The following is an 18,583-nucleotide window of genomic DNA, read 5'->3' on the forward strand; positions in this document are numbered from 1 at the left end:
CACGCTTTTACGGGTTGCACCTTTGAAAAGTGTTAACTCCCGCATAAAAACAGGCTTCCAGCCCAAAAGCCAGCGCGTTTTTCCAGCTAACCATTCGTTAACAATCCATTCATTTTCCGGGTTGCAAACCAAGTCACATTTAACACGGTTGCACAAAGTTGCAACATGGGGGATATTTCACGCTAACGACCAAACACGATGAAAGCACAACAGGAGCTTTGGCATGGGTATGACCACCATGGGGGTTAAGCTGGATGACGCAACCCGCGAACGGATTAAGACCGCAGCAACCCGCATTGACCGCACGCCGCACTGGTTAATTAAGCAGGCGATTTTTAACTATCTCGAAAGACTTGAGAGCGATGAAGGTCTGCCGGAACTGCCTGCCCTGCTGGCCGGTGCAGCGAACGAAAGCGAGGAAGCGCCAGCCGCTGGCGACGAGAACCATCAGCCGTTCCTCGAATTCGCCGAGCAGATCCTGCCGCAGTCCGTCAGCCGCGCCGCCATTACCGGCGCGTACCGCCGCGCCGAAACCGACGCGGTGCCGATGCTGCTGGAGCAGGCTCGCCTCCCGGAAGCTATTGCCGCGCAGGCGCACAGCCTGGCGTATCAGTTAGCCGACAAGCTGCGCAACCAGAAGACCGCCGCCGGCCGCGCCGGGATGGTTCAGGGTCTGCTGCAGGAGTTCTCCCTCTCCTCGCAGGAAGGCGTGGCGCTGATGTGCCTGGCGGAAGCGCTGCTGCGTATTCCGGATAAAGCCACCCGCGACGCGCTGATCCGCGACAAGATCAGCAACGGCAACTGGCATTCCCACATTGGCCGCAGCCCGTCGCTGTTCGTTAACGCGGCGACCTGGGGCCTGCTGTTTACCGGCAAGCTGGTCTCCACCCATAACGAAGCCAACCTCTCCCGCTCCCTGAACCGCATCATCGGCAAGAGCGGCGAGCCGCTGATCCGCAAGGGCGTGGACATGGCGATGCGCCTGATGGGCGAACAGTTCGTCACCGGGGAAACCATTGCCGAAGCGCTGGCGAACGCCCGCAAGCTGGAAGATAAAGGTTTCCGCTACTCGTACGACATGCTCGGCGAAGCGGCCCTGACCGCCGCCGACGCGCAGGCCTACATGGTCTCTTACCAGCAGGCGATCCACGCCATCGGTAAAGCGTCCAACGGTCGCGGTATTTATGAAGGCCCGGGCATCTCGATTAAGCTCTCCGCCCTGCACCCGCGCTACAGCCGCGCGCAGTACGACCGGGTGATGGAAGAGCTCTACCCGCGCCTGAAGTCCCTGACTCTGCTGGCGCGCCAGTATGATATCGGCATTAACATCGACGCCGAAGAGGCCGACCGTCTGGAGATCTCCCTCGACCTGCTGGAAAAACTGTGCTTCGAGCCGGAGCTGGCGGGATGGAACGGCATCGGCTTCGTTATTCAGGCCTACCAGAAGCGCTGCCCGTTCGTCATTGATTACCTGATTGACCTGGCCAGCCGCAGCCGCCGTCGCCTGATGATCCGCCTGGTGAAAGGGGCCTACTGGGACAGCGAAATCAAACGCGCCCAGATGGAAGGGCTGGAAGGCTACCCGGTCTATACCCGCAAGGTTTATACCGACGTCTCTTACCTCGCCTGCGCGAAAAAGCTGCTCGGCGTGCCGAACCTGATCTATCCGCAGTTCGCCACCCACAACGCCCACACCCTGGCGGCAATCTACAGCCTGGCCGGACAAAACTACTATCCGGGCCAGTACGAGTTCCAGTGCCTGCACGGCATGGGCGAACCGCTGTACGAGCAGGTGACCGGTAAAGTGGCGGACGGCAAGCTGAACCGCCCGTGCCGTATCTATGCTCCGGTAGGCACCCACGAAACCCTGCTGGCGTACCTGGTGCGTCGTCTGCTGGAAAACGGCGCGAACACCTCCTTCGTTAACCGCATCGCCGACACCACCCTGCCGCTGGACGAGCTGGTGGCCGACCCGGTGCAGGCCGTAGAGAAGATGGCTGCGCAGGAAGGCCAGATTGGCCTGCCGCATCCGAAGATTGCCCTGCCGCGCGAGCTGTACGGCGCAGGCCGCGTCAACTCGGCGGGTCTGGATCTCGCCAACGAACACCGTCTGGCGTCGCTCTCCTCTGCCCTGCTCAACAGCGCGCTGCAGAAGTGGCAGGCCAAACCGATGCTGGAACAGCCCGTTGCTGACGGCGACATGCAGCCGGTCATCAACCCGGCAGAGCCAAAAGATATCGTCGGCTACGTGCGTGAAGCCACCGATGCGGAAGTGGATCAGGCGCTGGACAGCGCGGTAAATAACGCCCCTATCTGGTTCGCCACGCCGCCGCAGGAGCGTGCCGCCATTCTGGAGCGCGCGGCGGTGCTGATGGAAGATCAGATGCAGTCGCTCATCGGCATTCTGGTGCGCGAAGCGGGTAAAACCTTCAGCAACGCCATTGCCGAAGTGCGCGAGGCGGTCGACTTCCTGCACTACTACGCCGGTCAGGTGCGCGATGATTTCGACAACGAAACCCACCGTCCGCTCGGCCCGGTCGTCTGTATCAGCCCGTGGAACTTCCCGCTGGCGATCTTCACCGGCCAGATTGCCGCCGCGCTTGCCGCAGGCAACAGCGTGCTGGCAAAACCGGCAGAGCAGACCCCGCTGATTGCCGCGCAGGGCATCAACATTCTTCTGGAAGCCGGCGTGCCGGCGGGCGTGGTTCAGCTGCTGCCGGGCCGCGGTGAAACCGTGGGTGCCAAATTGACCTCCGATAACCGCGTGCGCGGCGTGATGTTTACCGGTTCGACCGAAGTGGCCTCGCTGCTGCAGCGTAATATTGCCACCCGTCTGGATGCGCAGGGCCGTCCTACGCCGCTCATCGCGGAAACCGGCGGCATGAACGCCATGATCGTTGACTCCTCCGCGCTCACCGAGCAGGTGGTGGTTGACGTGCTGGCCTCCGCGTTCGACAGCGCAGGTCAGCGCTGCTCCGCCCTGCGCGTGCTGTGCCTGCAGGACGACGTGGCGGACCACACGCTGAAGATGCTGCGCGGCGCGATGGCCGAATGCCGCATGGGCAACCCGGGCCGTCTCACCACCGACATCGGGCCGGTGATCGACGCGGAAGCCAAAGCCAACATCGAAAACCACATTCAGACCATGCGCGCGAAAGGCCGTCCGGTGTTCCAGGCGGTGCGTGAAAACAGCGAAGATGCCCGCGAATGGCGGACCGGCACCTTTGTGCCGCCTACGCTTATCGAGCTGGCGAGCTTCGACGAGCTGAAAAAAGAGGTCTTCGGTCCGGTACTGCACGTGGTGCGCTACAACCGTAACAACCTTAACGAGCTGGTTGAGCAGATCAACGCCTCCGGCTATGGCCTGACGCTCGGCGTGCATACCCGTATCGACGAAACCATCGCGCAGGTCACCGGCAGCGCCAAAGTGGGCAACCTGTACGTTAACCGCAACATGGTTGGCGCGGTCGTGGGCGTGCAGCCGTTCGGCGGTGAAGGTCTCTCCGGCACCGGTCCGAAAGCGGGTGGCCCGCTCTACCTGTACCGTCTGCTCGCTAACCGTCCGGAGAACGCCCTGGGCGTGACCCTGGCGCGTCAGGACGCACACTATCCGGTGGATACGCAGGTGAAAACCGTCCTAACCCAACCGCTGGAGGCGCTGATCGCCTGGGCGGAAAAACGTCCTGAACTGCGTGCCGTCGCGCAGCAGTACGGCGAGCTGGCGCAGGCGGGCACCCAGCGTCTGCTGCCGGGGCCGACCGGCGAGCGCAACACCTGGACGCTGATGCCGCGCGAGCGCGTACTGTGCGTGGCCGATAACGAGCAGGACGCGCTGGTTCAGCTGGCGGCCGCGGTGGCAACCGGTTGTGAAGTGCTGTGGCCGGAAGATGCGCTGCATCGCGATCTCGCCAAACAGCTGCCGAAAGCGGTCTCGGCGCGCATTCGCTTTGCGAAGGCCGATACGCTGCTGACGCAGCCGTTTGATGCCGTAATTTATCACGGTGATTCCGACCAGCTGCGCGAGCTCTGCGAGCAGGTTGCGGCCCGCAGCGGTGCCATCGTTTCCGTGCAGGGCTTCGCGCGCGGGGAAACCAACCTGCTGCTGGAGCGTCTGTACGTTGAGCGCTCGCTCAGCGTCAACACCGCGGCGGCAGGCGGTAACGCCAGCCTGATGACCATCGGTTAATCGTGTAAACTCTCCCCGGTGACGCTACGCTTACCGGGGCTACAAAATCACCCCAGGCCGGATAAGCGCAGCGCATCCGGCTTTTTTTTACACGGAGGGAATGATGAAAAGAGTATTTCTTGCAGGCGCAGCACTGCTGCTCAGCGCCAGCGCGCTGGCCGACGAGTGCGACAAAGCGACCACCCAGCTTGAGCTGAATACCTGTAGCGCGCAGCAGTACCAGGCTGCCGATAAAAAGCTCAACCAGACCTATCAGGCCGCCATCAAGCGCGCGGCTGCCCCCCAGCGCGACCTGCTGAAAAAAGCGCAGCAGGCGTGGATTACCCTGCGCGATGCGGACTGCGCGTTTATCGGTTCGGGGACGGAAGGGGGAAGCGTTCAGCCGATGATCGTGAATCAGTGCCTGGCGGAGAAAACCGTGGAGCGCGAAGCGTTTCTGGCCTCGCTGATGCAGTGTGAAGAGGGCGACTTAAGCTGCCCTCTCCCGCAGGGGAACTAGCGCAAGCGGATCCCTTCGATAATCATCCGCTGCACGTTTTCCAGGGTGCTGTGGAAAAACGCTTCGTCCTGGAGCGTTTTTCCGGTCACCGCCTCGACCTGGGCCGCAAAGTCAGCGTAATGCTGGGTGGAGGCCCAAATCATAAAGATCAGATGATGCGGATCGACCGGGGCCAGTTTTCCGCTGGCCACCCATCCGGCGATAATGGCCGACTTATCGTCCACCAGCTGTTTTAAATCTCCGGTCAGCTCCGCCTGCAACAGCGGCGCCCCTTGCAGCATCTCAAGGCAGAACAGCCGTGATGCCTGCGGGTAATCGCGCGACACCTCCAGCTTCAGGCGAATGTACTCTTTGATCGCCACCAGCGGGGCCAGCTCTTCGCGGAAGGCTTTCAGCGGCGCCAGCCAGATATCGAGGATCTGCTGCATCACCGCGACATAGAGCGCCTCTTTCGACGGGTAATAGTAGAGCAGATTGGTTTTGGATACCCCGGACTGCTCCGCCACCTGCTCCAGACGCGTGCCGTGGATGCCAAACTGCGAAAACGTATCCAGCGCTGCGCTCAGAATGGCCTGCTTTTTCGCACTCACCGCCTGCGAACGTTTACCCGGTGTTTTCACTGCGCCTTGTGTCATTCCCGCTCTCCTTATTGGTTTGCCATAGCATAGCAAAAGCCCTGCTTTCTCTCGACATTTTGGGGTACAGGCTCAGTGCAAAATCGAAAAAGAAAAGCTGTTGTGGGAGGTCAGGTGCGAATGCTGTTACCCCTTCTTTATCGCTGACTACTCGGTCCTGTAGACGGTCCGCTTAGTGCCTGGTGCGGTTGCTAAAACTATATGAACCATAAATTTTTTTAGAAACAGACTGATGCTTTTTTCAATACACCATTTATTCATTTGGTGAATGAATCTATTGTTAAAGCTTTCTATTCTACCAAAGTAAAATCAATAAAATCCTGACAGAGTTTAATGCCATGAAATTAAACACCACAATAAAAATAAAACTCAGTATTTTAATGTTATTTTCATTTCTAAACGGAAATCACTGGAGTTGTTTTTAAGCAGGTCTAAGTTTAATGAAGTTACCTACTCGAACTTGAACCACTGTGCTTTTATGATTAGAAAACTATTTGATGGGGGGCATGAGAACAAATCACATTTATTCTTTAACACATTGAATTGTTTTTAAGTGATATTAAGGTCTTTTTATAAATAGATTCTATTGTTTATGAATTATTGCATTCAAAAAAAATTCAAATCACAGCACTTGATTGGGTAAAAGCACATGAAATTATCAAAAATTTTCACCATCATGTTTTGTTCTGCTGCCAGCAACTGTAGCAATGCTGATACGGTAATGGCTCCTTATGAAAAAAAACTTGAGCTCAATGACTCAACCACTCGAAGTTTTCATTCAATGTTATATTATCCTTCAGGTATAGCCCTTCACAGCCCCGGATATATCATTGGGGTTGAAAAATCACCAAAAGGAATTATTGGCGGACCAAGTGAAATAAAATCACTTACAAAATACAATATAAAATCCATGTTTATCTCTCACATCATAAAAAATGACTTTAATATCATAAATGAAAAATCAGTCACTCCTTATATTACTAGTAATTACTGTTTTGTTTATAACTCCTATATATCAAAAGAGTTGGTTGATAAATCAAGTGTCGACATAGCTAAAATAAGCGGGTGGAATGCATGTGACATTTCAAGTTCGATTAAAGATGCAAGTGACGCTAAATTATACTCATTTTATAAAAATAGTGACGTTGGGCTTACTGCGCTTAAAAGCAATCTCAAGCATGATCTTAAAAGTGGCGCTTATAGCCATATTCTGATCATCGTTATGGGTTGGAATACGTCTCAAAGTGACGCAATTCGTAATTTTAATGACATTACTGGGAATATAATAACAGCCTCTCTTGAACAACAGGATGATGTTAAAGAAAACCCTTCAAGTTCCACAAGTAACATGCTAATCCCCAGAGTACGAGTCATAAACTCCTCCGAAAAAAATAACCTTCATTTTAGGCCGCTCGTAATTGGTATTACCTGGCCTTCATATTGGTCCACAAGACTAGATAATGTTGCCAGTTACCCAAACAAAGCAAACGATGCGGACGAACTGGGTCTCATCTGGCTTAATAAAATTATCAATCAAACTATACCTGAGAGCATAAGCGAATCAGGCATCAAACTTCCTGTCATCGCCATAGGTCATAGTTTCGGTGCTCGCGCTATGACTCGAGCGCTATTTAGCAGTCCATTAATAAAAAATGACACCACGGTCTCGAGCCCTGTAGATTTAGCTGTGTCATTGCAGGGTGCCATGAGTATCAACAGGTTCTTTCCTGGGTTAAGTGAAGAAGGAGCGCCATACAGAGACTACATGAGGTTGGGTAATACTAAATTAGTATTAACAGCATCGAAATTCGACTCAGCAGTAAAATTTGCGAAATGGACTGACCCTGCAGGAGCAGTGAAAAGTTATGTGAAAGCTTGTACGCAACCAGTTTACTCGGGAACATTTCACTGTATGACTGCCTCAGATACATCAGCTACAGAAAAAAAAGGTAAATTTTCACTATGCAACCGTGGTGATACATCAGAAAAATGTGCAAATCCTCTTAACGGTATTAATGGGGCAAGAGTTATTGATTACATTGATACATCAAACGGAATTACACAATTCAATTCCTTTGGTACAGGTGGGGATGCTCATAGCGATATCTATCGATTACCTATGGGTCGGTTGTTGTGGAGACTAATCCAGGCTTATGCAATGAAATAAAAGACGTTTTTATGCGTGAAGCCACAATAAATGCTAACCTTCGATCCCGGCCCGCACTGGGATCGTGCTTCATTCCCCTCATCGCCCTGCACCGCTATCGCGCACCGTTGCCTGCTTTGCGTGCATTTCTTTTGACCATTTAGTCCACTTTATTTACATCCAATTCACCAACTCCTAATTAACACATTAATAACAAAGCAATTTCGAAAACTGGCATCCCCTTTGCAAATCCTTTCTCACGAGGCTAAACAGGATATGCAGGATGCAGCGCCACGTCTGACTTTCACCCCACACTGAAATGAAGAGAGGTTCGTGATGAAAATTGGCGTATTTGTACCCATCGGCAACAACGGCTGGCTTATCTCGACCGCTGCACCGCAATACATGCCGACCTTTGAGCTGAATAAAGCCATCGTGCAGAAAGCGGAGCACTACCATTTCGACTTTGCGCTTTCGATGATCAAGCTGCGCGGCTTCGGCGGCAAAACCGAATTCTGGGACCACAACCTGGAGTCCTTCACCCTGATGGCCGGGCTGGCCGCGGTCACCTCGCGGATCCAGATCTACGCCACCGCAGCCACCCTCACCCTGCCCCCGGCGATCGTGGCGCGCATGGCCTCCACCATCGACTCCATCTCCGGCGGACGCTTTGGCGTCAACCTGGTGACCGGCTGGCAAAAACCCGAGTACGAGCAGATGGGGCTCTGGCCGGGTGACGATTACTTCTCGCGTCGCTACGACTACCTGACCGAGTACGTGCAGGTCCTGCGCGATCTCTGGGGTACCGGCAAAAGCGATTTCAAGGGCGACTTCTTCACCATGAACGACTGCCGCGTCAGCCCGCAGCCGTCGGTGCCGATGAAGGTGATTTGCGCCGGGCAGAGCGACGCGGGAATGGCATTCTCGGCGAAGTACGCCGACTTTAACTTCTGCTTCGGTAAAGGCGTTAACACGCCTGCCGCCTTCGCCCCGACCGCCGCGCGCATGAAAGAAGCCGCCGACAAAACCGGGCGCGACGTGGGCTCCTACGTGCTGTTTATGGTGATCGCCGACGAAACCGACGACGCCGCGCGCGCAAAATGGGAGCGCTATAAGGACGGCGCCGACGAGGAAGCCCTGAGCTGGCTCACCGAGCAGAGCCAGAAGGACACCCGCTCCGGGGCGGATACCAACGTTCGTCAGATGGCCGACCCGACCTCCGCCGTCAATATCAACATGGGCACGCTGGTCGGCTCGTACGCCAGCGTTGCCAGAATGCTCGATGAAGTGGCGGCCGTTCCCGGTGCGGAAGGCGTCCTGCTGACCTTCGACGATTTCCTGACCGGCGTGGAGACCTTCGGCGAGCGCATCCAGCCGCTGATGCAGTGCCGCGCCCACATCCCTGCCGTCACGAAGGAGGTGGCGTAATGACGACCCTTAACGCACGCCCGGAAGCCATCACCTTTGCGCCGGAGCAGAGCGCGCTGATCGTGGTGGACATGCAAAACGCCTATGCCAGCCAGGGCGGCTATCTGGACCTGGCGGGGTTCGACGTCTCCGCCACCCGGCCGGTGATTGAGAACATCAAAACCGCCGTCGCCGCCGCGCGCGCAGCGGGCATGCTTATCATATGGTTCCAGAACGGCTGGGATGACCAGTACGTTGAGGCCGGTGGCCCCGGCTCGCCCAACTTCCACAAGTCGAACGCCCTGAAAACCATGCGTAAACGGCCCGAGCTGCAGGGCAAACTGCTGGCGAAGGGCGGCTGGGACTATCAGCTGGTGGATGAGCTGGTCCCGCAGGCGGGCGATATCGTCCTGCCGAAACCGCGCTACAGCGGCTTTTTCAACACGCCGCTCGACAGCCTGCTGCGCAGCCGGGGCATTCGCCACCTGGTGTTCACCGGCATTGCCACCAACGTCTGCGTGGAGTCGACCCTGCGCGACGGCTTTTTCCTCGAGTATTTCGGCGTGGTGCTGGAAGACGCGACCCATCAGGCCGGGCCGGAGTTCGCCCAGAAGGCGGCCCTGTTCAATATCGAAACCTTTTTTGGCTGGGTCAGCAGCGTCGCCGAGTTTTGCGACGCCCTGAATCCTCCGCTCGCCCGTATCGCCTGAGGAGACACACGATGCCGAAATCCGTAATCATCCCGCCGGGCACCAGCACGCCCATCGCCCCGTTTGTCCCCGGCACCCTCGCCGACGGCGTGGTGTATGTCTCCGGCACGCTGCCGTTTGATAAAGACAACAACGTGGTGTTTATCAACGACCCAAAGGCGCAAACCCGCCACGTGCTGGAGACGATCAAAACCGTGATCGAAACGGCGGGTGGCACGATGGAGGATGTGACCTTCAACAGCATCTTTATCACCGACTGGAAAAACTACGCCGCGATTAACGAGATTTACGCCGAGTTCTTCCCCGGCGATAAGCCGGCGCGGTTCTGCATTCAGTGCGGGCTGGTGAAGCCGGACGCGCTGATTGAAATCGCCACCGTTGCGCACATTGCGAAGTGAGGCGGCCATGAAACTCTCCGTCTCACCGCCCCCGTATGAGGGTGCGCCCGTGGTGGTCCTTATAGCCGGTCTCGGCGGCAGCGGCAGCTACTGGCTGCCCCAGCTGGCCGCGCTGGAACCGGAGTATCAGGTGGTGTGCTATGACCAGCGAGGGACGGGTAATAACCCGGATACCCTTCCTGAAGGCTATAGCCTGGCGCAGATGGCCGATGAACTGGCTCAGGCGCTTACGGATGCCGGGATCTTACGCTACACCGTCGTGGGCCACGCGCTGGGCGCGCTGGTCGGCCTGCAGCTGGCGATTGATAAACCCGACGCGGTTTCTTCGCTGGTGTGTATTAACGGTTGGCTCACCCTCAATGCCCATACCCGCCGCTGTTTTGACGTTCGCGAACGTCTGCTGCATTCCGGCGGCCCGCAGGCCTGGGTCGAGGCGCAGCCGCTGTTTCTCTACCCGGCAGACTGGATGGCCGCCCGCGCGCCTCGCCTGGAGGCAGAAGAAGCGCTGGCGCTGGCCCATTTCCAGGGTAAAACCAATCTGCTGCGCAGACTAAGCGCACTGAAAAAAGCCGACTTCCGACGCCATACCGCGCGCATTCGCTGCCCGGTACACATTATCTGTTCCGCCGACGACATGCTGGTGCCCGCTGTCTGCTCGTCCGAGCTGCAGGCGGCGATCCCACACAGCCACAGCGTGGTGATGCGCCAGGGTGGCCATGCCTGCAACGTCACCGAGCCGGACACCTTTAACACCCTGCTGCTGAACGGGCTGGCCAGCCTGCTGCACAGTAATGAACACGCTTTATAAGGAGCTGTAATGAGCGAAGCCATTAATCCCACCGCGCTGGAAACGCTGTTTACCGGCGCCCGCACCCATAACGGCTGGCAGGATATTGCCGTCAGCGACGAGACGCTGCGCGAAATCTACGACCTGATGAAATGGGGGCCAACGTCCGCCAACTGCTCCCCGGCGCGCATTGTGTTTGTGCGAAGCGCAGAGGGAAAAGAGAAGCTGCGCCCGGCCCTCTCCAGCGGCAACCTGGAGAAAACGCTCACCGCTCCGGTCACGGCGATTGTCGCCTGGGACGGTGAATTCTACGAACGCCTGCCTGAACTGTTCCCGCACGGCGATGCGAGAAGCTGGTTTACCGCAAGCCCCGCGCTGGCGGAAGAGACCGCCTTTCGCAACAGCTCGCTGCAGGCCGGCTACCTGATTTTCGCCTGTCGCGCCCTGGGGCTGGACACCGGCCCCATGTCGGGCTTTGACCGACAAAAGGTCGACGAGGCCTTTTTCACCGGCACCTCGCTTAAAAGCAATCTGCTGATCAACATTGGCTACGGCGACCCGGGCAAACTTTACGGCCGCCTGCCGCGCCTGGCCTTCGACGATGCCTGCGGGCTGGCGTAAGGAGCGATGATGACGACACCGGATAAACAAACCTTTCGCGATGCCATGGCCTGCGTCGGCGCGGCGGTGAATATCATCACCACCGACGGTCCGGCGGGGATGGCGGGCTTCACCGCCAGCGCGGTGTGCAGCGTCACGGATTCCCCGCCCACCCTGCTGGTGTGCCTGAACCGCGGCGCGTCCGTCTGGCCGACGTTCAGCGAAAACCGCACCCTGTGCGTGAATACCCTGAGCGCCGGGCAGGAGCCGCTCTCAAACCTGTTTGGCGGCAAAACGCCGATGGAAGAACGCTTCGCCGCCGCCCGCTGGCAGACGGGCGACACCGGCTGCCCGCGCCTGGAGGATGCGCTGGCCTCGTTTGACTGCCGCATCAGCCAGGTGGTCAGCGTCGGTACCCACGACATTCTGTTTTGCGACATTGTTTCGATTATTCGCCACCCCGCGCCGCAAGGGCTGGTGTGGTTTGACCGCGGCTACCATGCGCTGATGCGACCCGCCTGTTAACCCGCCTTAAGGAGACAGACCATGTTCGGATTTCCCCACTGGCAGTTGAAATCGACCTCCACAGAAGCAGGCGTGGTCGCGCCGGATGAACGCCTCCCGCTCGGGCAGACGATGGTGATGGGCGTGCAGCACGCGGTTGCCATGTTTGGCGCGACGGTGCTGATGCCGATGCTGATGGGACTCGATCCCAACCTCTCTATTCTGATGTCGGGTATCGGTACCCTGCTGTTCTTTTTTGTTACCGGCGGGCGCGTGCCCAGCTATCTCGGCTCCAGCGCCGCCTTTGTCGGGGTGGTCATCGCCACCACCGGGTTTAACGGCCAGGGGATCAACCCCAACCTGAGCGTGGCCCTCGGCGGCATCATCGCCTGCGGCCTGGTGTATACCCTGATTGGTCTGGTGGTCATGAAAATCGGCACGCGCTGGATCGAGCGCATGATGCCCCCCGTCGTGACGGGCGCCGTGGTGATGGCGATTGGTCTGAACCTCGCACCGATTGCGGTCAGAAGCGTCTCCGCCTCGCCGTTTGAAAGCTGGATGGCGGTGATCACGGTGCTGTGCATCGGCGTGGTGGCGGTGTTTACGCGGGGCATGATCCAGCGTCTGCTGATCCTGGTTGGGCTGATTGTCGCCTGCCTGGTCTACGCCCTGCTGGCGAACGTTTTTGGCCTGGGCAAACCGGTTGATTTTACGCTGCTGCACCAGGCTGCCTGGTTCGGCCTGCCGCAGGTGACCTCACCCACCTTTAACGCTCAGGCGATGATGCTTATCGCACCGGTGGCGGTGATCCTGGTGGCGGAGAACTTAGGCCACCTGAAGGCGGTCGCGGGAATGACCGGGCGCAGTATGGATCCGTACATGGGCCGCGCGTTCGTCGGTGACGGGCTGGCAACCATGCTCTCCGGTTCCGTAGGCGGCAGCGGCGTCACCACCTATGCCGAAAACATCGGCGTGATGGCGGTCACCAAAGTCTACTCCACGCTGGTCTTCGTCGCAGCGGCGGTGATGGCGATACTGCTCGGTTTCTCACCGAAATTTGGCGCGCTGATCCACACTATTCCGTCACCGGTTATCGGCGGCGCATCGATTGTGGTGTTTGGGCTGATCGCCGTGGCCGGGGCGCGCATCTGGGTGCAGCACCACGTCGATCTCAGCCAGAACAGCAACCTGATTATGGTGGCGGTCACGCTGGTGCTGGGCGCGGGCGATTTTGCCCTGACGCTGGGCGGGTTTACGATTGGCGGGATTGGCACGGCGACCTTCGGCGCGATCCTGCTTAACGCCCTGCTGAGCCGCCGAAAAGGGGATGAAACGCAAGGAGAAGCCATCACCCCCTCCACCTGAAATGAGTGCTGCTTTTTTGCCGGGTGACGCTACGCTTACCCGGCCTACATGCCTGTTGTAGGCCCGCGCAAGCGAAGCGCCGCCGGGCAAAACGGGCAGCACGCTGCTAGCGATCTGCCCCTTGTTCTGCGCCCAACCCGGCAATCGCCTTACGTCGTTTGTTTAACTTCAACTCGCTCACCAGCACCCCGGCGACAATAAATGCCGCGCCCACCAGGGCCAGCAGCGGCAGACGTTCCCCGGCCAGTCGCCCGAAAATGCCCGCCCAGACAGGTTCACCGGTGTAGATGACCGTCGCGCGGGTTGGCGATACGCTGCGCTGCGCCCAGTTCATGGTGACCTGAATAATGGCGCTGAAGATACCCAGCCCCAGTGCGACCACAATCAGCCCAGTGGACATCGGCGGTACGGACTCCCCTGCCGGCACCATCGTCGCAAACGCCACCAGCGACGCGGTGGCGAGCTGTACCACCGTCACCCGTTTGACGTCGACCTTGCCCGCCCAGGCGCTGATCAGAATAATTTCCGCCGCAATCGCAACCGCCCCGACGAGGGTGATGATCTCGCCCGGCCCCAGCGCCAGGAGGTTGTTTTCCGGCCCGGCCAGTAAGATCAGACCGATAAACGCCAGCACGATGCCGATACAGGACATCAGGCCCGGCATTCTGCCGAGACAGAGCCACTGCAATAGCGGCACCAGCGGCACATACATGGCGGTAATAAACGCGGATTTGCTGCTGGAGATGGTCTGCAATCCCCACGTCTGCAGGCTGTAGCCCATCGCTATCGCCACACCAATCGCCACGCCGGCCTTAAGCTCTTTAAGCGTCAGCCCCCGCAGCGTGTTAAGCGAAATCAGCCCTACGGCAAGCGCCGCCGTCGCAAAGCGCAGGCCAACAAAAAAGAACGGATCGCTGAGGGTCACCGCGTACTGGACGGCAAGGAACGTCCCGCCCCAGAACATGGTGATGAGAATGAGGATGGCTTCCTGCGGTTTTACGGAGAATTTGAAGCGTGAGACAGACATGCGGCACTCGCAATTAAGATCAATTCTCTAGTGTGCGTTGCCTTTGGTTACAGTTCAATGTTGCAGAAATAAAAAAACCGCCGGGAGATCCCGGCGGCAGGGGTTTAACCCGGCGTGTTACTTATTGCTGCCGTGGCTGTTTTTACCCCCTTTTTTACCAGCCTCTGATGCGCGCTGAGGGTCATTTTTGAAGTTACCCCCGCTAGACTGGCCACCTTTACGACCTGCTTCTGATGCTCTTTCACGGTCTTCAGCGAAATTACCTGAACCACCACGATGGTTTGCCATCTCTAACCTCCAGAGTGTGAAACATTAGACATCATATTGCATTCAGTAAAAGAGGATTCTTTCACCTCGCGGCTCAAGGACAGTGCCTTTATCTGTGCCGCGTGAAACTAAGCTTAGTGGAATGCCGCTATCCAGCAAGCCAGAGGTAATATTCTGCAACATGATCTCAGTCTTTTGGGTGAGAGGACGCGACGGTGACTCATAAGCCTTTCTTATCATTTCAAAATTCGACTGAGAGAAAGTTGTTTCATTTTGCTACAAAGCCATTTTTGTAATCATATTGTTATAAATCAAAGAAATGCCGTTCATTTTTGCAGTCTGGCTGTGATGGCATATCTTTAAAAGAACGCAGCGATCCGCTGTCAGAAAAAACAAACGAGGAGTGATGCAAAATGGCAAAAGTTCTGGTGCTCTATTATTCCATGTATGGACACATTGAAACCATGGCTCACGCGGTAGCAGAAGGTGCAAACAGGGTTGATGGCGTTGAGGTTGTGGTGAAACGCGTACCGGAAACCATGCAGGCGGAAGCCTTTGCGAAAGCCGGGGGAAAAACGCAAAACGCCCCGGTCGCCACCCCGCAGGAGCTGGCGGATTATGATGCCATTATCTTCGGCACCCCGACCCGCTTCGGCAATATGTCAGGCCAGATGCGCACCTTCCTCGATCAAACCGGCGGACTTTGGGCATCCGGTGCGCTCTACGGCAAACTCGCCAGCGTATTCAGCTCTACCGGGACCGGCGGCGGTCAGGAGCAGACGATTACCTCAACCTGGACGACCCTTGCTCATCATGGGATGGTGATTGTGCCGATTGGCTACGGCGCGCAGGAGCTGTTTGACGTTTCCCAGGTGCGCGGCGGTACGCCTTACGGTGCAACCACCATTGCCGGTGGGGACGGTTCACGCCAGCCAAGCAATGAAGAACTGGCTATCGCCCGCTATCAGGGTGAACACGTCGCGGGTCTGGCCAAAAAACTGAACGGCTAACACCCAACAGGAGGACAAGCATGCCAACTCAAGAATCCAAAGCTCACCACGTGGGCGAATGGGCAAGTTTACGCAATACCTCTCCGGAGATTGCCGAAGCTATCTTTGAAGTCGCGAAATACGATGAAAAGCTGGCCGAGCAGATTTGGGAGGAAGGTAATGATGAGGTGCTGGTGCGCGCCTTCGAAAAAACGGATAAAGACTCGCTCTTCTGGGGCGAGCAAACCATCGAACGTAAAAACGTCTAAGCGTTACCCCCCCGCCGAAGCGGGGGGGGTTCTCTTTTACTTCGCCGCGTTATTCATGACCGCATTGAATTTATCGACAGGGCAGAAGCCGTTCGCATCCACCGGACAGCCCCTCAGCTCCAGCGTCACGCGCTGCGCAGGCGACTGCAGCGACAGCACGCTGGCGTTACGCAGCTGCTCTGAGCTCTGGTAGACATACTCAATTTTCATCAGCTCGCGGTTGGCATTTTTGTCATGCCAGCGCTGGAAGACAATCTTGCCGCCAATCGGGGTACGTTCCTGCTGGTCGTGCAGCTGATACGGTTTGAAATCGAGGGCAGTGAGCAGGGAAGCAATGTTCGAATCATGCCCCACCAGCAGTGTGATCTTAGGCGCTTTCGCCTGGTCGGTGACCAGCGTTTTATCGATATACTTCACCAGCGGCTTCGCCACGTTTTGCGCCACCTCGGTGGAGGTAAACAGCGAGTCCTGATAGCCGTTCTTCAGCTTCGACAGTACGCGCCACTGCTGGTCGGTCTTGATTTCGCCCCAGGCCACCTGGTCGGCCGGGAAACCTTCGTAATACTGCAGCGTAAACGCGTCCACCAGCGAGTTACCCACCTTCAGCGGCCCGGATACGCCTGGCTCTTTTTCATAGTCGGCGCTGAAGGTGTCTTTCGCGTCTGCCAGCGAGCAGACCTTTTTCTCTTTGCAGGACGGAGAATCCGCGTAGTTCGTCATCTGCTCCAGCAGCTTATAGCTTTCGCCAAGCTGCATTTTCTGCCGTTCCGTCTCCATCGCCTTCAGCGCTTTTTCACGGAATTCCGGTGAGTTGTCGGTAATCACCGGATTGAAGGTCGGATCCATGGTGCCCATTTTTTCCTGATGGTGCACGGGAACGTCGCACCCCGGGAACGCGCCGGTGATAAAGAATTGCGCGGTGGCGACGGTGCGCTGCAGGCTGTTGGCATAGGCATAAACGCTATCCGCTGGAGGGCATTCTCCGGTGGTTACCATTCCCTGCTGCGCCAGCCACTCGCGCATGTAATGGCCCATATAGACTTCCAGCACGCCACCCTTGGTGGTGAGCTGACCGCCCGGCACTTCCCACTCCGGCCACTGCTTCGGCGTGGACTGCTCCAGCACGCTGCCGTTATTGGCGAGCGGCGCGCGCAGGTTGTGACGGCTCATGATTAAAACTTGCTCCAGCTGATATCCGTCTGGCGTCTCCTGCGCCTGTGCGCCAAAGGTCACTGAAAGGGTACCTGCGACTGCAACTGCGAGTAGTGCTTTTCTCATCCCTTATTCCTCACGCGTTTTATTGTTGCGGGGAGTGTGACACATTCGTGACAGCTTTTTCGGGAAGCATTTCTCAAAGTGATGATTAACGTGCTTACGGTGTATGCCAATTAGTTTTATAATAAAACCACACCCTACCGGAGAATTGACCGTGAAACGTACCCGCCTTGAAGAGAGCACCTGCCCCGTCGCCCGTTCGCTGGATATCATCGGCGACTGGTGGTCGCTGCTGATCGTGCGCGACGCGCTGCGCGGGATTAAACGCTTCGGCGAGTTCCAGAAAAGCCTCGGTATCGCGAAAAACATGCTGACCACGCGGCTGAAGCTGCTGGTCGACGAAGGGATCCTCCGGCTTCAGCCCGCGTCCGACGGCAGCGCCTGGCAGGAATACGTCCTGACCGAAAAGGGACGCGCCCTGCAAACCGTGCTGGTTGCCCTGTCCCAGTGGGGCAATGAATTTTTGTTTGCTGAAAACGAATGCGGCACCGTGCTGGTCGATAGCGAACAGCGCAAACCCCTGCGCAGGCTGGCGCTTATTGCCGACGATGGGCGGGAACTGACGCCTGAAGAGATCGTGGCTAAACTCCCCTCCTGATCGTTCCCGACGACAAAAGCACAAAATGCCTACCAAAATGGTTGCATTATAAAACCAAGTGGCAGAAAGTTAATTCAGTTTCATCTTGAAACCAAATAACCCACTTTGCCTTGAGGTAACACACGATGACTACGCAAATCACCACCGCCCTGATTACGGGCGCCTCTTCCGGGATTGGTGCCGTCTATGCCGATCGTCTTGCCGCGCGCGGTGCTAACCTGGTGCTGGTTGCCCGCCGCGAGGATCGCCTGAAAACCCTCGCTGCCGACCTGCACGCGCGCTATGGCGTGGCCGTCGATATTCTGGTGGCCGATCTCACCGACGAAACCGGGATCCGCGCCGTGGAAGAGGAGCTGCGCAGCAATACCGCCATTGACACGCTTATTAACAACGCGGGCACCGCCCAGATGGCGCCGTTCCTCGCAGGTGACGTGGCGCAGCATCAGGCCATTAACACCCTGAATACCACGGCGCTGATGCGTCTGACCTACGCCATCCTGCCGCGCCTGGCGCAGAACAATCGCGGCACGCTGATCAATATCGCGTCGGTGCTGGCCCTGCATGTGCGGGCGGGCAGCGCGCTCTACAGCGCCACCAAAGCGTGGGTACTGAGCTTTACACGAGGGTTGCAGGAAGAGTTTGCCGAGAGCAATGTGCGCATTCAGGCCGTGCTGCCCGCCGCCACGGCGACGGAAATCTGGAGCCATTCAGGCGTCACGGTGGACGATTTGCCGGAAGGATCGGTGATGACCACCGACGATATGGTGGATGCGTCGCTGGCGGGTCTGGATCAGGGCGAACCGATCACCATCCCGCCGATGCATGACGAAGGCCTGTGGGAGCGCTACGAAGCGGCGCGCCTTGAGCTGTTTAGCAGCGCGCGCACCGGCATTCCGGCACCGCGCTACGTAAAACGCTAGC

The 18,583-nt window shown here is 57.5% G+C and carries 18 protein-coding genes; 14 read left to right on the forward strand and 4 right to left on the reverse strand.

Annotated features, from left to right (window positions below; all coding sequences use genetic code 11):
* Positions 1-223: 223 nt before the first annotated feature.
* Positions 224-4,186 carry a trifunctional transcriptional regulator/proline dehydrogenase/L-glutamate gamma-semialdehyde dehydrogenase gene (putA, locus tag KK102_RS04550; protein ID WP_126543666.1) on the forward strand — a complete coding sequence of 1,321 codons (3,963 nt, stop codon included), beginning with the start codon at positions 224-226 and terminating at the stop codon, positions 4,184-4,186.
* Between the two features lie 103 nt (positions 4,187-4,289).
* Positions 4,290-4,685: a lysozyme inhibitor LprI family protein gene (locus tag KK102_RS04555; protein ID WP_126543665.1), complete on the forward strand. Its 396-nt coding sequence runs from the start codon at positions 4,290-4,292 to the stop codon at positions 4,683-4,685.
* Here KK102_RS04555 and rutR read toward each other — a convergent pair.
* A complete protein-coding gene (gene rutR, locus KK102_RS04560; protein WP_216357047.1) occupies positions 4,682-5,320 on the reverse strand; it encodes an HTH-type transcriptional regulator RutR in 639 nt (212 codons plus the stop codon). The genes KK102_RS04555 and rutR overlap by 4 nt on opposite strands.
* Positions 5,321-5,969: 649 nt before the next feature.
* Between rutR and KK102_RS04565 the strand changes: the two genes are divergently transcribed.
* The 8 genes from KK102_RS04565 to rutG all read left to right on the forward strand — a co-directional run bounded on the left by KK102_RS04565 (position 5,970) and on the right by rutG (position 13,237).
* Positions 5,970-7,487, forward strand: a complete 1,518-nt coding sequence (locus KK102_RS04565; RefSeq protein WP_244991845.1) for a hypothetical protein — start codon at positions 5,970-5,972, stop codon at positions 7,485-7,487.
* A gap of 315 nt (positions 7,488-7,802) precedes the next feature.
* The gene (gene rutA, locus KK102_RS04570; protein WP_216357048.1) at positions 7,803-8,894 is read left to right on the forward strand and encodes a pyrimidine utilization protein A; all 1,092 of its coding nucleotides are present in this window, start codon (positions 7,803-7,805) and stop codon (positions 8,892-8,894) included.
* Complete coding sequence (gene rutB, locus KK102_RS04575) at positions 8,894-9,583, forward strand: pyrimidine utilization protein B (RefSeq protein ID WP_216357049.1); 690 nt, start codon at positions 8,894-8,896, stop codon at positions 9,581-9,583. The genes rutA and rutB overlap by 1 nt, the downstream gene beginning before the upstream one ends.
* Before the next feature lie 11 nt (positions 9,584-9,594).
* On the forward strand, positions 9,595-9,981 hold the full coding sequence (gene rutC, locus KK102_RS04580) for a pyrimidine utilization protein C (protein ID WP_216357050.1): 387 nt from the start codon (positions 9,595-9,597) through the stop codon (positions 9,979-9,981).
* Positions 9,982-9,988: 7 nt separating this feature from the next.
* Entirely contained in the window at positions 9,989-10,789 is an 801-nt protein-coding gene (gene rutD, locus KK102_RS04585; RefSeq protein WP_216357051.1) for a pyrimidine utilization protein D, read from the forward strand.
* A 9-nt stretch (positions 10,790-10,798) separates the two neighbouring features.
* Positions 10,799-11,389, forward strand: a complete 591-nt coding sequence (locus KK102_RS04590) for a malonic semialdehyde reductase (protein ID WP_126543660.1) — start codon at positions 10,799-10,801, stop codon at positions 11,387-11,389.
* A gap of 9 nt (positions 11,390-11,398) precedes the next feature.
* Positions 11,399-11,893: an NADH-dependent FMN reductase RutF gene (gene rutF, locus KK102_RS04595; RefSeq protein ID WP_023327078.1), complete on the forward strand. Its 495-nt coding sequence runs from the start codon at positions 11,399-11,401 to the stop codon at positions 11,891-11,893.
* Between the two features lie 21 nt (positions 11,894-11,914).
* On the forward strand, positions 11,915-13,237 hold the full coding sequence (rutG, locus tag KK102_RS04600; protein ID WP_126543659.1) for a pyrimidine utilization transport protein G: 1,323 nt from the start codon (positions 11,915-11,917) through the stop codon (positions 13,235-13,237).
* 106 nt (positions 13,238-13,343) lie between these two features.
* Here the strand turns inward: rutG and KK102_RS04605 are convergent, their stop codons facing one another.
* Both KK102_RS04605 and KK102_RS04610 read right to left on the reverse strand, forming a co-directional pair.
* Complete coding sequence (locus KK102_RS04605; RefSeq protein ID WP_126543658.1) at positions 13,344-14,264, reverse strand: DMT family transporter; 921 nt, start codon at positions 14,262-14,264, stop codon at positions 13,344-13,346.
* A gap of 117 nt (positions 14,265-14,381) precedes the next feature.
* On the reverse strand, positions 14,382-14,552 hold the full coding sequence (locus KK102_RS04610; protein WP_001273664.1) for a con-10 family general stress protein: 171 nt from the start codon (positions 14,550-14,552) through the stop codon (positions 14,382-14,384).
* 392 nt (positions 14,553-14,944) lie between these two features.
* On the opposite strand from KK102_RS04610, the gene wrbA reads away from it, so the two are divergent.
* The gene (wrbA, locus tag KK102_RS04615; protein ID WP_010429487.1) at positions 14,945-15,541 is read left to right on the forward strand and encodes an NAD(P)H:quinone oxidoreductase; all 597 of its coding nucleotides are present in this window, start codon (positions 14,945-14,947) and stop codon (positions 15,539-15,541) included.
* 20 nt (positions 15,542-15,561) lie between these two features.
* Positions 15,562-15,789 carry a YccJ family protein gene (locus KK102_RS04620; RefSeq protein WP_008499832.1) on the forward strand — a complete coding sequence of 76 codons (228 nt, stop codon included), beginning with the start codon at positions 15,562-15,564 and terminating at the stop codon, positions 15,787-15,789.
* A 36-nt stretch (positions 15,790-15,825) separates the two neighbouring features.
* Here the strand turns inward: KK102_RS04620 and agp are convergent, their stop codons facing one another.
* Positions 15,826-17,067, reverse strand: a complete 1,242-nt coding sequence (gene agp, locus KK102_RS04625; protein ID WP_216357052.1) for a bifunctional glucose-1-phosphatase/inositol phosphatase — start codon at positions 17,065-17,067, stop codon at positions 15,826-15,828.
* 151 nt (positions 17,068-17,218) lie between these two features.
* Here agp and KK102_RS04630 point away from each other — a divergent pair, with 151 nt between their 5' ends.
* Together KK102_RS04630 and KK102_RS04635 are read left to right on the forward strand one after the other, a co-directional pair.
* Positions 17,219-17,662 (forward strand): winged helix-turn-helix transcriptional regulator, encoded by a 444-nt coding sequence (locus KK102_RS04630; RefSeq protein WP_216357053.1) that lies wholly within the window; start codon positions 17,219-17,221, stop codon positions 17,660-17,662.
* 125 nt (positions 17,663-17,787) lie between these two features.
* A complete protein-coding gene (locus KK102_RS04635) occupies positions 17,788-18,582 on the forward strand; it encodes an SDR family NAD(P)-dependent oxidoreductase (protein ID WP_216357054.1) in 795 nt (264 codons plus the stop codon).
* The last annotated feature ends 1 nt before the right edge of the window (position 18,583 follow it).

This window comes from Enterobacter quasimori, from assembly GCF_018597345.1.
Lineage (GTDB): Bacteria > Pseudomonadota > Gammaproteobacteria > Enterobacterales > Enterobacteriaceae > Enterobacter > Enterobacter mori.

Coding starts and splice junctions, on each gene's coding strand:
- rutF (WP_023327078.1), top strand. CDS start 11,399: ATGACGACACCGGATAAACAAACCTTTCGCGATGCCATGGCCTGCGTC.
- rutA (WP_216357048.1), top strand. CDS start 7,803: ATGAAAATTGGCGTATTTGTACCCATCGGCAACAACGGCTGGCTTATC.
- rutC (WP_216357050.1), top strand. CDS start 9,595: ATGCCGAAATCCGTAATCATCCCGCCGGGCACCAGCACGCCCATCGCC.
- putA (WP_126543666.1), top strand. CDS start 224: ATGGGTATGACCACCATGGGGGTTAAGCTGGATGACGCAACCCGCGAA.
- agp (WP_216357052.1), bottom strand. CDS start 17,067: ATGAGAAAAGCACTACTCGCAGTTGCAGTCGCAGGTACCCTTTCAGTG.
- KK102_RS04605 (WP_126543658.1), bottom strand. CDS start 14,264: ATGTCTGTCTCACGCTTCAAATTCTCCGTAAAACCGCAGGAAGCCATC.
- KK102_RS04610 (WP_001273664.1), bottom strand. CDS start 14,552: ATGGCAAACCATCGTGGTGGTTCAGGTAATTTCGCTGAAGACCGTGAA.
- KK102_RS04555 (WP_126543665.1), top strand. CDS start 4,290: ATGAAAAGAGTATTTCTTGCAGGCGCAGCACTGCTGCTCAGCGCCAGC.
- KK102_RS04590 (WP_126543660.1), top strand. CDS start 10,799: ATGAGCGAAGCCATTAATCCCACCGCGCTGGAAACGCTGTTTACCGGC.
- rutB (WP_216357049.1), top strand. CDS start 8,894: ATGACGACCCTTAACGCACGCCCGGAAGCCATCACCTTTGCGCCGGAG.
- rutD (WP_216357051.1), top strand. CDS start 9,989: ATGAAACTCTCCGTCTCACCGCCCCCGTATGAGGGTGCGCCCGTGGTG.
- wrbA (WP_010429487.1), top strand. CDS start 14,945: ATGGCAAAAGTTCTGGTGCTCTATTATTCCATGTATGGACACATTGAA.
- rutG (WP_126543659.1), top strand. CDS start 11,915: ATGTTCGGATTTCCCCACTGGCAGTTGAAATCGACCTCCACAGAAGCA.
- rutR (WP_216357047.1), bottom strand. CDS start 5,320: ATGACACAAGGCGCAGTGAAAACACCGGGTAAACGTTCGCAGGCGGTG.
- KK102_RS04620 (WP_008499832.1), top strand. CDS start 15,562: ATGCCAACTCAAGAATCCAAAGCTCACCACGTGGGCGAATGGGCAAGT.
- KK102_RS04565 (WP_244991845.1), top strand. CDS start 5,970: ATGAAATTATCAAAAATTTTCACCATCATGTTTTGTTCTGCTGCCAGC.
- KK102_RS04635 (WP_216357054.1), top strand. CDS start 17,788: ATGACTACGCAAATCACCACCGCCCTGATTACGGGCGCCTCTTCCGGG.